14 protein-coding genes and 2 pseudogenes are annotated in these 11221 nt (G+C 46.7%); 1 reads left to right on the top strand and 15 read right to left on the bottom strand.

Annotation, left to right across the window (positions count from 1 at the left end; translation table 11 throughout):
* Positions 1-23: 23 nt before the first annotated feature.
* Genes DXC57_RS04965 through DXC57_RS04955 form a run of 3 tightly spaced genes read right to left on the bottom strand, consistent with a single transcriptional unit; the run spans position 24 to position 2133 of the window.
* Positions 24-1259, bottom strand: coding sequence for a HAMP domain-containing sensor histidine kinase (locus DXC57_RS04965; protein WP_118651421.1), 1236 nt, complete (start codon positions 1257-1259; stop codon positions 24-26).
* Between the two features lie 9 nt (positions 1260-1268).
* Entirely contained in the window at positions 1269-1952 is a 684-nt protein-coding gene (locus DXC57_RS04960) for a response regulator transcription factor (protein ID WP_118651419.1), read from the bottom strand.
* Positions 1924-2133 carry a helix-turn-helix domain-containing protein gene (locus DXC57_RS04955; protein ID WP_118651417.1) on the bottom strand — a complete coding sequence of 70 codons (210 nt, stop codon included), beginning with the start codon at positions 2131-2133 and terminating at the stop codon, positions 1924-1926. The genes DXC57_RS04960 and DXC57_RS04955 overlap by 29 nt, the downstream gene beginning before the upstream one ends.
* 144 nt (positions 2134-2277) lie before the next feature.
* Here DXC57_RS04955 and DXC57_RS04950 point away from each other — a divergent pair, with 144 nt between their 5' ends.
* Positions 2278-2646 (top strand): helix-turn-helix transcriptional regulator, encoded by a 369-nt coding sequence (locus DXC57_RS04950; RefSeq protein ID WP_055214719.1) that lies wholly within the window; start codon positions 2278-2280, stop codon positions 2644-2646.
* A gap of 27 nt (positions 2647-2673) precedes the next feature.
* Here the strand turns inward: DXC57_RS04950 and DXC57_RS04945 are convergent, their stop codons facing one another.
* From DXC57_RS04945 to DXC57_RS04890, 12 genes and pseudogenes are all read right to left on the bottom strand, one after another.
* A complete protein-coding gene (locus tag DXC57_RS04945) occupies positions 2674-2973 on the bottom strand; it encodes a hypothetical protein (protein ID WP_118651415.1) in 300 nt (99 codons plus the stop codon).
* Between the two features lie 16 nt (positions 2974-2989).
* Positions 2990-3343, bottom strand: a complete 354-nt coding sequence (locus tag DXC57_RS04940; protein ID WP_012816186.1) for a TnpV protein — start codon at positions 3341-3343, stop codon at positions 2990-2992.
* A gap of 26 nt (positions 3344-3369) precedes the next feature.
* A complete protein-coding gene (locus DXC57_RS04935; protein ID WP_118651413.1) occupies positions 3370-5250 on the bottom strand; it encodes a recombinase family protein in 1881 nt (626 codons plus the stop codon).
* Positions 5251-5340: 90 nt separating this feature from the next.
* Positions 5341-6294 (bottom strand): annotated as a pseudogene (locus DXC57_RS04930) (type IV secretory system conjugative DNA transfer family protein); the annotation flags it as partial.
* Positions 6294-6776: a PcfB family protein gene (locus tag DXC57_RS04925; RefSeq protein ID WP_002304320.1), complete on the bottom strand. Its 483-nt coding sequence runs from the start codon at positions 6774-6776 to the stop codon at positions 6294-6296. The gene DXC57_RS04925 and the pseudogene DXC57_RS04930, both read right to left, overlap by 1 nt.
* Positions 6777-6812: 36 nt before the next feature.
* Complete coding sequence (locus DXC57_RS04920) at positions 6813-7124, bottom strand: DUF5720 family protein (protein ID WP_002304317.1); 312 nt, start codon at positions 7122-7124, stop codon at positions 6813-6815.
* Between the two features lie 10 nt (positions 7125-7134).
* Complete coding sequence (locus tag DXC57_RS04915; protein WP_002588969.1) at positions 7135-7776, bottom strand: DUF3846 domain-containing protein; 642 nt, start codon at positions 7774-7776, stop codon at positions 7135-7137.
* Positions 7777-7830: 54 nt separating this feature from the next.
* Positions 7831-8358: a hypothetical protein gene (locus DXC57_RS04910; protein ID WP_002304315.1), complete on the bottom strand. Its 528-nt coding sequence runs from the start codon at positions 8356-8358 to the stop codon at positions 7831-7833.
* An 8-nt stretch (positions 8359-8366) separates the two neighbouring features.
* Positions 8367-9293 (bottom strand): annotated as a pseudogene (locus tag DXC57_RS04905) (ParB/RepB/Spo0J family partition protein).
* The gene (locus DXC57_RS04900; protein WP_002304313.1) at positions 9250-10077 is read right to left on the bottom strand and encodes a ParA family protein; all 828 of its coding nucleotides are present in this window, start codon (positions 10075-10077) and stop codon (positions 9250-9252) included. The pseudogene DXC57_RS04905 and the gene DXC57_RS04900 overlap by 44 nt, the downstream one beginning before the upstream one ends.
* Positions 10078-10083: 6 nt before the next feature.
* Positions 10084-11013 (bottom strand): DUF6017 domain-containing protein, encoded by a 930-nt coding sequence (locus DXC57_RS04895; protein WP_002304312.1) that lies wholly within the window; start codon positions 11011-11013, stop codon positions 10084-10086.
* Entirely contained in the window at positions 11010-11213 is a 204-nt protein-coding gene (locus tag DXC57_RS04890) for a hypothetical protein (protein ID WP_223385014.1), read from the bottom strand. Before DXC57_RS04890 ends, DXC57_RS04895 begins: the two co-directional genes overlap by 4 nt.
* Positions 11214-11221 lie beyond the last annotated feature (8 nt).

Here is an 11221-nt window from a genome sequence, read left to right as displayed (position 1 = left end):
CTTACTTCCAAGTGACCTGCATCTTACTCATTTGTAAGGCTGAAAAAGTTCAATGTGAAGGTAGTTCCAACATCGAGTGTGCTAGTTACAGAAATAGTTCCCCCATGTGCCTCCACAATAGATTTAGCCAGCGGTAAGCCCAATCCTATCCCATGCACATCTGACGAAAAGCGGCTGCGGTAAAAGCGTTTGAAAATGTTGTATAAGTCCTCTTGGTGGATACCTTTGCCATCGTCTGTAATGACGATCTGAGTCAACAGGGGTGATTGTGTCCATTGCACCGAAATGTGACCGCCCGGTTGTGTGTGTTCCAAAGCATTTTTGACGATATTTCCAATCGCCTCCGACATCCATAGTGCATCGCAATTAAGAAAAATATCATCCTTACCCGAAAGGGTGAACTCTTCGTGATCCTGTTCTGCCCATGTTTCAAATCGTTCCAAAACATCTTGCATGAGAGCGGAAACATTTTCTTCTGCTTTTTCCATCTGTATAATTCCCGCATCCAGGCGCGCCAGTTTGAGCAGTGTATAAATGACGTTCTCCATTCGCTTAATCTCTCGTTGAGATTTTTCCGAAAAGTTCGCCACCGTTTCGGCTTCTCCTTTATGACTGCTTATGATTTCATGGTACATTTTCAAAGCAGATAGCGGCGTTTTAATCTGATGTGATACATCCGAAATGATGTCCTGTAAGAACTCCTTTGTCTGCTTCTGGCTCTCTGCATGGGCGGAGAGAATAGTCGCCATTTCATTGACATCATGGAAAAGGCTATACCAATCACCGGTTTGAGAACATTCAATTCTGGACATGGAATTGCCATCCAAAAATTCTCGAATCTTACTTCCTGCATCATCAATAGCTCTATGCTGGCGTCGCAGATAAAACAGCAGAACCAGATATACCATACCGAACAGAAACAACAGCAGCAAGAATAGATACAGCATCGTCTGATTGCGATATTCCCGAACAGTGGGCAATAGCTGCATAGATGTTGCTTCACTGTATCCAATAGAGGCCAGCGCTTCTTTGCCTCGTTCTATATCGCTTTCGTTGGGGTGAGCAGTAAAAGCTGAAATCTGCAATTTATCCTCATGGTTCAACTGGTAGCCGGAAACACCATAGTCATGGAGCAACATCTCATGTTGGAAGTCCTTTGCAAGTAAAAACGAAAGTCCTGCGGCAAGTAGAAATGAAATAAGGCAGATGACGGTGATTGCCAACAGTAGATTCTTTGTTTCTTTCCCTAATTTGCCCATACCTTGTCCTCACTCAACGACCCATTTATAGCCGATACCTCGTTCCGTCAGCAAGTATTTAGGCTGATTGGGTGTGTCCTCAATTTTGTTTCTCAGCCGCCGGATATACACAGACAAGGTATTGTCATCCACAAAGTTTCCGTTGCCATCCCACATCCTATCCAGGATCATTTCTCGCGGCATAAGGTGATTAGGATTTTGCATGAACAAACATAGTAATTTGTATTCCACCAGCGGGAGGTCAAGCGGTTCATCATTTTTCCAAACGAGCCGTTCCGCCGTATCTACACGAATACCATTGGCTTCCAGAATAGTGTCCGCTTTAGAAAATTGCAAGGAGCGGCGCAGGATTGCCTTAATTCGGGATAACAATTCATTCAGTTTGAATGGCTTTGTAATATAATCGTCGGCACCCATATCAAGTCCTCGGACAATGCTGATTTCCTGATCCGAAGCTGTCAAAAATATAATGGGAACGGTTGAGCTGTTCCGTACCGCTTTGCAAACATCGAAGCCTGTGCCATCTGGGAGCGTAACATCCAGCAAAAGTAAATCATAGGTGTTCTTTCGGAATAGGGCCAAAGCCTCCTTTACAGTTTTGGCATTGTCCACCATATATCCACTTGCTTCCAAAGTATATTGTAGACCGTCAATTAGGCTTAAATCATCTTCTACATAAAGTATCCTTTGCATTTTTTAGTTCCTTTCCTTGTTTTGTCCGGCCATCAAGCGGCTTCTCCGCAGTTTTAGGGAGCAGCCAAACACTCGCCATTTTCACAGCGCCGGGGATACGCCCTCCGGCACAATAATAATTTACCCTACGAGGTGTCACGCCCCACTTTTCGGCGGCCTCTTTCAATGTCATATAGTCCATTTCGCACCTCCACAGGATATATTATAGTTCTCTACCTCGAATAATACAAGAAACGAAATATGAATTATAAACTTCAACCAACCTTCATATAGAAACATTCCACGGGCAAAGTATGAATTATACAATGTAACCGGGTGATGTTATATGGCGAAAGTTGAAGATTGTCCCGGTTTTGAAACCTTCGGTGCGGATGTCAAAGCCGCACGAGAGGCAAAGCGTCTGGCACGAAAAACATTGGCAGAAATGGTTGGGATTGAATGGCGGTATCTTGCCAACATTGAGAATCAAGGTGCGATTCCGAGCCTGCCTGTGATGATCCAGTTGATTAAGGTCTGCGGACTTCCCGTAGAGCGATATTTTAACCCGGAGATCATGCGGGAAGAAAGCGCACAGCGGCAGCGGGTCAGCCATAAGCTGAAGCTTTGCCCTGAAGAATACCTGCCGATTATCGAAGGTGCCATAGACGGGGCGCTCAAAATGGAACAGACTGCGAAGCAGAAGGAGGACGCATAATCGCGGCCTCCTTCTGGCATTTCTATATCAAGGTTCCCGGCACTTTTCCACAAGTTCCCGACACCTCTGCTGGATTTCTCCGGTTTCTGTCACAGTCAGGTCACGGTCATTTCCAGTAATCTTATCTTCCAGAAAGTTGGCGTATGTACCCAACAAAGCGTTCCGTAAATCCTCCGGGGTTTTCTGTATTTCAGCGCTGTACCAGTCATTCCGGTGGGGTTCCCATGCCATCAATGTATAACCGTGGCTGGTCTGAACCACCTCATACAGTGGATCATCATCCAGATATGCTTGAAACACTTTCAAAATCTTTTCAAAGGTCAGCATTTTCCGCACCTCCCATTCAGCTGCAAATCAGTTCCCTGATTAAAATTTCCTCAATCTGTGCCGTTAATGTGTTCATCAGCCCCACCCAGCGCATAGGGTCGCAGGCTTTCAGTTCCTCCGTGACACCCGCAACTTCCATCATGTGAGGCAACATGGTTTCCACACGCCCCTGTGCTGTCCGCTCAATCTCTAACAGGTGTGGATACAGCTTCTCGCTCATCAGCAGATGGTTGTAGAGAATGGGGCGATGTTCCTTTAGGTAGGATTTTCGCATTCTGCCGTACTTGCCGATAGAAGTTTCCGGCTGTTCAGAAAGTTTTAGGTTGGGTATATCATAATCTCCACAACGAATGTAAGTCAACTTACTCATATTCATTCTCCTTTGCTTCGTGATGATTAGACTGCTGCGCTGGCTGCTATGCTGCCTTTGCGCGGTTCTTCTTTTGGTAGCTGACCGATAGTAGAAAAAACACCTTTTTTCATATCCTCAGCCCGGATCAGGGCTTTCTTAGCGTCCATTTCCGCTTTTTTCTTCGCCTTGATTTTGTTCTCATACCGTTTCTGTGCGCCGCTGGCTTTCCGCTTCAAATAATTCTGATGAAGCCTGTCCTTGCGTTCTTCTTTTTTCCGCAGTTCTTCCTGTTCCTCCGGGGTTAAAGGAACCGGCTGTAAGGATGGTGGGATATAGCGTCCTAAAAAATTGAAGTAGATTTCAATTTCCTGCGTGGTGTCCTGACTGCCTTTTCGGGCGCGTTCATGGACAAGGATTTTCTCTACAAACTCGTTGAGCATGGTGTTTGTCAGCGTGTCAAAATTCTCGTACTTATCAATCAGGGCTATAAATTTCTCCGCTGATTTCTGGCTCTGCTCATAGCCGGTAACAGCCTTTTCCAACTCCGCAATTTCAATCTCAAGTGTGTCCTGCTCTTTGGCATACTGTGCATCAAGCGCCTTATATCGTGTATCCGGCAGCTTGCCGAGGGCGTTATCCTCATAGATTTTGCAAATCAGTTTTTCCAGTTCTCCGGCTCTCTTTTGGGCAGCAGCCAAACACCTGCGCTTTTTCGATATATCGGCACTCTGTTGAGCAACCTGCGCCTCCTGAACAGTGTGAATAAATTCCGTCCGGTCATTTCTGGAATATTCAGCGATAGCCCGGAGCGTGTCGGAAACCAATGTCAGAACAGCGCTCTCATTGATACGGTGTTGAGTGGGGCATAGTGTCCCACACGGAATTTTGGTATAATTGGAACAGGTATATTGAGAAATCCGCCTGCCATTGTTGGTGCGGTGGACATACATCTTGCCGCCACAATCTGCACAATAGAGCAAGCCTGTGAGGGGAGCCGCTTCGCCCCAGCCGTTTGGATAACGCCGTACATTGCTGCGGATTTTCTGCACCAAATCAAAGGTCTGCTGGTCGATAATGGCTTCATGGGTATTCTCAAAGATCGTCCATTCGTCCTCAGAAACATAGTGGCTTTTCTTGTCCTTAAAGTGCTTGCGGGTCTTGAAATTGATGGTGTGCCCTAAATACTCTCGCTTTTTCAAAATGTTCACGATGGTAGATGATCCCCATCCATAGGGGTCTTTGACCGGCTTTGAACGGTTCACACCCTCGTTGAAGCGGGCAAGGTGTACGACAGGAATTTCAATCCGGTCTGTGGATAATTTGCAGGCGATCTGGTAAGGCCCATATCCCTCCAGCGTGAGGGAGAATATACGGCGTACCACTTCGGCAGCTTCCTCATCTACCAGCCAATGCTCCCGTTTTTCGTCCCATAAGTAGCCGTAAATCACAGTGCCGGTCAGGTGCTTGCCACTCATGCCTTTTGACTTAAACACAGAGCGGATTTTCCGGCTGGTATCACGGGCGTAAAATTCATTCATGATGTTGCGGAACGGTGTAAAATCGTCATCGCCTTTCAGACTGTCTACACCGTCATTGATGGCGATCAGCCGAACACCACGCTGCCGCAAAATCTCCATGACCTGGCCGACTTTTAGATAGTCACGCCCTAACCGGCTCATGTCCTTGATGACGATTGCCTCTACACGCCCTGCCTCCACTTCCTCCATCATCGCCAAAAATCCGGGGCGGTCAAACCGGGTGCCTGAGATACCATCATCGGTAAAGTGCGTAGGGTTGGGCAGCCCATTCCGGCGGGCAAAATCCTCTAACATCTGCTTTTGGTTGGATATGGAATTGCTCTCACCCTGTAACTCATCGTCCCGGCTCAGGCGCTCGTACAGTGGGGTAATTTTTTCATTTCTCATGGCTGTACCTCCTGAAACAAAAATGCTCTAAGTGATTGCTTCACTAACCATGACAAAATCATGATTAAGAAGTCACTTAGAGCATATATCACCGGCAGCCAGCTTGTATTTTTTATACTGACGGACTGCAAAGTGATTCGGCTTTTTCTTTTCCAGGGCTTCAAACATCAGATCCACCGGGTTCTGGAACTCCTCATCATCTTCCCGCACCTCCATTGCGTTCAGGAACTCAATCAGGGTGGAGAAATTCTGTTCCTCAACCGGAGCTTCATAGTGGATATATCCGATCAAGGCACAGTAGAGCAGCGTTTCCGCCTTCGTCCAGAACTCATCACCGGCTTTTCCATCACCCTTTGTGTTGGCAATCAGCGTTGTCACCAGTTTCAGAATGTCTTTTTCTGAATGGATATAGGCAAATGGGTTATAGTGCATCGACTTCTGAAAGTTGATGGTGTTGAAAATCTTGATGGTGTAGCCATGCTTCAAAAGGGCGTTGCCGCACTCAATCACGATGCTGCCTTTCGGGTCAGTGACCACATAGGAACTGTGCATCTGGAGAAGGTTTGGCTTCAACCAAAAGCGAGTTTTACCGGAACCCGAACCGCCGATAATCAGAACATTCTTATTTCGGGCATTGGCAGGATTCTTCGGGCGATTGCTCATCATCAGCCGCTCCGTTTTCGTCAGGATCACATTGTCCTCGAACTTTGGTGCAATAAACGGCTCAATATCTTTTGCCGTTCCCCAACGAGCAGAACCGTACTCAACATTGTGTCGGTACTTCTTTGCGTTTTTGCCTTTTAGATAGACAGCCAGCCGAAGTCCTGCGCCGCAGAGAATACCAATCAGCAAATCCAACGGGTGAAAGCTGGGAAACGGATTGTTCAGGGCTATCGGAAGGGCATGAAAAAAGCTGAGGATTTTCGCAGATGAATCTGCCCCCTCAGCCAATCTCCATGCTTCTCCTAAATTCGTAGCGAACAACCCTACCAGAAAATACGGTAAATTCAGAATCAGGAGCTTTTTCATTTTTCTCTTATCCATCACAGATCACGCTCCTGTTTCTTCTCTCGAACCTTCTTCGGAATCGCTGCGACAATTTCCTTGAACTTCTTCAGCTGCGCCAGAACGCTCGGCTTTTCATTCTTGGTTAATGCCCTTGCCTGATGTTCCTTGCAGATTGCATCCAAAGCATCTGCATCTTTAGAACGGACAAAAACAAGAAACCGGGGAGGATCAACGGACTTATCTTTTCTTACGGCAAAGTCCACGCCATACTTCTTGGCGAGCTTTTCAAAATCACGGATACTCTCTTTGTCGATCTCAACATTCGTAGCACCCTGATTCTGTCCCAAAAGCTGTTTCACGGATTGCTTTCCATGAACGGCAGGGTCTCGTGCCTTTTTCATCTTCACTTTTTCCCGGTGCTGCAAATACTTGCGGATACCGGCAATGATAGTGCGCCCCGTCAGCTTGGTTGTGCTGATCGCCAGGTTTACTGTTCTGTTTTCAACTTCTTCCTGCATGATTCATCACCTCCTGCAAGCAGTAGAGTGAACAGATTATCGTGCCATATCTCTGTGGTCGTAATACAGATTGCCCTTGGCAACTGCGGCATGGCTGATAATCTTGATATTGCCAGCTTTCTGGTTATCCAGAGCCTTCTGATAACCCACATCGCTCAAATACAGGCGATTTCTTTCGCCTTTCCAACCGACAGGCGATTCATCGGTCAGCACATCGAAAATAATCATGTGCTTGGTGGCGTCATCAAATCGTGCCAAGTCCATATAGGTATGTCCCTGGTACTCCTTGGCACCATCCTGAATCCGCTTTCGCTCCATCAGCTCTCCAATCGTCGAATTTCTTTGCATAAGAACCTCCTTACAGAACATCTCGGTCAGGGTTACTTTTGTGGGGAACCGAATCAGCTTTGACAGGTGCATCTTCTTTCTTCACCATGTCATCCGGCAGGGGAAGCGCCATAATGCTGCGCCCCATGCGTACAAAAGTCTCAGGCTGATGAAAGTGTTCCTCAAACTGCTTCATCAGTTCCGGGGACAGAGAACAAAAATCATCCTCGCCCAATCCCACAACCAGAAAATCACCGGCGATAATGTCATAAATATCGCCGTCATCATCACGCAGCGCACGGTTCAGTTCTTTGCCTACGAGTTTACCTTCGTCGTGCATCACCAGTGCAACCGGCTCATTGAACGGATAAGTTGCCTCAATATCGCCACCTACGGCTTTCTGCAAATCCTCCAGCTCACAGCCGATCTGCACAGCCTGCGGATACATGAACGGCTTTACCAGCAACACATTCATGGTATCTGCCTGTTCTTTCTGAACCTCCCGTTCCTCGGTCGTGCCGAACGCAACACCGGTAAAGTTTTCGGAGTCCAGAATGTACTCCGAATTGTAATAAGCGGCTCTAACCTGTTCCTCTGCCGCATCGTGAGATTCTGCTTGCACCGTAACCGTTTTCTCCAAGGTTTCGGTGATCTTCACATCGTATTCTTTCAAGTTTCGATACCTCCGTTTCTTTGGAAATAAGAAAAGCGACCATCCATGAACCTGTTACAGTTCATAAATAGTCGCATCCACATCGGCTAAAAGCTCGAACAAGCAAATATCGTCCAGTTCGCAAATCAGGGAACCCATGTCGAAGAAAATATCGTCCTCGCATTCCACCGTAGTAACCACGCTGCGGTGTTCGTTAAGACAAATGGCTTCTTCCTTGTCCATCGTGATCGTAGACATACAGGACACCACATAGAATGTCATATCTTCTGCTAACCACAGCTCCTTGCTCTGAATCGTGCGAACTTTTTCATCGCCGCTCATATCTTCTACATAGGACAGAAGCCGCACGGCTCTGCTGTTCAGAAGTACCTTTCCCTGATAGTCGATACCCTCACCAGCAGAGGACAATACTCGATACTCGCTAATCATCTCGGCATTTTTCTGAAACGACTTTGCCAGAAGCGCAGGAGAAATATCATCGAACTCCTCACTGTAGTTTACGAGCATATCTACCATATAATCAGGATCGCAAAGGTCGTAGAGTTCTTCCAAAGCGCCCTGAATGTTTTTGGGTGTAAACATTTTTTACCTTACCTTTCCATTGATTTTTCTCTTTTTTTCTGCCATTGCTCCAAAAGCTGAATGATTTTATCCTCCATCTGCTTGTTGGTATAGGACTTCGGGAAGTATTTTCGCAACGAATCCGTTTTGAAGGTTACTCTGTCCAGCTCTCCCTTCTTGATTTCATTCATAATCTCGCACATCGCATCCAGCGTACACTCGCCCTCCTGTGCGAGCTTTTTAATTCGCTGTGCTTGCGAAAGGGAAGGAGCTGCTTGAGCATAATCCATTGCAGAAAGAAAATCCTTCTGTTCTTCACTTGCCAGATAGGAAAGCTCCACCGCAGGATTGAATTTGATCTGACCCGTATCTACCATATCCAGCAGTTCCGGAATCAGTTCGGTCAGACGGATATAACGGTGTACCTGATTTCTGCTTTCTCCTGCCTCCTGACCGACTATATCCATTGCCTGCAACTTCATCCCAACTTGGGATGAAGTTAAATCGGTGCGTTAACCTTGATGTTTAATCGCATCCAGCTTCATCTTATAAGCAAATGCTCTTTCACTCGGCAGGATACTCTCCCTCTGCAAATTCGCATCAACCATCAAAATAATGGCTGCATCATCGTCCAGGTCACGAACAATCGCAGGCATGGTTTCCTTACCCGCAAGCTCCGATGCCCGGTGCCGCCTGTGACCAGAAACGATTTCATAACCACCGTCGGGGTCAGGACGGACAATCGCAGGAGTGAGAACTCCGAAATCTCGGACGCTCTCTGCCGTTTTCATCATTTCTTCATCATCAACCACACGGAAGGGGTGTCCCTCAAAGGGGTGTAGCTCAGAAAGCGGAATTTCCTGCACACGCTCCTGCTGGGCTTCAGCTCTGGATTGATCGGTGGAGAAAATATCATCGTACCCCTTCAAGCTGATGTTTGCGCCTTTTTTCTGCATTGTTTAACACCTCCTTCGTCAGAATTTTATAGGCTTCGGCAACTTTGCCTTTGGGATCATGCTTGAAGATACTGGTTCCCTCTGCGCTGATTTCCTCTGCACGGACAGAGCGGGGAATGTCGGTCTTGTAAACCTTCAGCTTTCCGCCGTAGCTCTCCCGAATCAGATTGCTGATGTCTTTGGAGTAGTTGGTGCGGCTGTCCACCATCGTCAGAAGAATCCCTTCAATCCTCAGTTTCGGGTTGATTTGCCTCTTGACCTTGTTGATGGTTCCAAGCAGCTGTTCCAGACCCTTTGCAGGAAGGTATGCTGCCTGAACCGGTATCAGCACATTGTCGGCAGCTGCCAACGCATTGACGGTCAGCATACCCAAAGACGGCATACAGTCAAGAAGAATGTAATCATAATTCTGTTTGACTGTATCCAGGTATTGCCGGAGAATGGTTTCCCGGCTCATGGCATTGACCAGTGCTACCTCCATACCTGAGAGTTCGATGTTGGACGGCACCAAATCAACGCCCTCCGGATGATGAAGAATCCCTTCATCGGGAGTAATAGGGTTTTCCATCATAATCTTTCCCATCAGATCGGAAAGTGTCGGAGACAGATCATCCGGGCAGGGATTGCCCAAACTGACCGTCAGGGAAGCCTGGGGATCGGTGTCTACCAGAAGCACCTTTTTTCCTTCAAGAGCCAAGCCAACGCCCAGATTCTCGGTGGTGGTGGTCTTTCCAGTGCCTCCTTTCTGATTGACCACCGCAATGATGGTTGCTTTTTTCGACATTTATCGTCACTCTCCTTCCTCTCGCTTCATTTTCAATTTCTTAAATCCTCCTTCCAAATATCCGTGTGACATATCGTGCCGAACAAGAGCATCGTAGTAGGTGTCTATTGTCGTCGGCGCATTGTATATCGTAGTCAGCATATACTGACGGATATTTCTAATCTTTGTGGTGTTCTCCTTGAAGCAGTCCATAACATATCGAATGTGTTCGGCATTCAGTTTCATAAACCGACTGCGGACAATTTCTGCCGGACGCTCCTCTGCACCAATGCGAATCAACGGTCGCTTCGTGCAAACTGTTTCAACGATCAACTCCAGAATGTTATCCAGCATTTCGGAATCGTAAGGGTAATCCTTCTTCAACAAATCCATACTGAGCTGATCCGAGAAATAATCAAAGTATTCTTGATACCGGTCATTCTCGTCCATCATTCCACCATTTCCGGAAGGAAAGATAGAATCAGTATCACTAAATTCAGTATTTTTAATATCAGTATTATTACATTGTGATTTCGGAAGTTCTTGAGTTGTGATTTCCATTGTTCCAGAATTGTGATTTTCACAATTCAAGAGTTGTGAATCCACAGCAGAGATAAAGTTCTTCACATAGATCAGGTTGGGCTTTCCCAAACCCTGGCGCTTACGTTCAATCAATCCTGCTTTCTTCTCAAGTTCACTGAGCAGCTTGATAGCCTTTTGTTCAGCACAGTTCAGAGCCATCTTCGCTTCGTCGATTGTAAAAATGATATACACTCTACCGTTTTTATCTATCCAACCATTCTTGGCAGACAGGCTCATGCGGTCAAGCAAAATGCCATACAGCATCTTGGCATCGGCAGAAATATTCCAGAACCTCTCGTTCGTGAACAACACCTTCGGAACTCGATAGAATGTGAATAGATCGGATTGCTGACCGTAAAAATAATCAAAACTCACACGGCTTCACCACCTTCTTTCTGCGGAAAACTTTCTGTTGTCAGCGGAATGCTGCGGAAAGTCGTATCCGTCTTTTCGTAAGGACATCGGGCAAAATAGTAGAAGCGGTATTCCTGTTCATACACATCCATATCAACGAAGCCCCACTTCACGCATAACCTTCTTCGTACACCAACCAATGCACGGGTGATCTCGCCCATAGGGACAG

Origin of the sequence: Clostridium sp. TF06-15AC, from assembly GCF_003481165.1 — a bacterium.
GTDB classification, from domain to species: domain Bacteria; phylum Bacillota; class Clostridia; order Lachnospirales; family Lachnospiraceae; genus Otoolea; species Otoolea fessa.
Note: the sequence above shows the minus strand (reverse complement) of the source record. Positions and strands in the feature narration are given on the sequence as shown.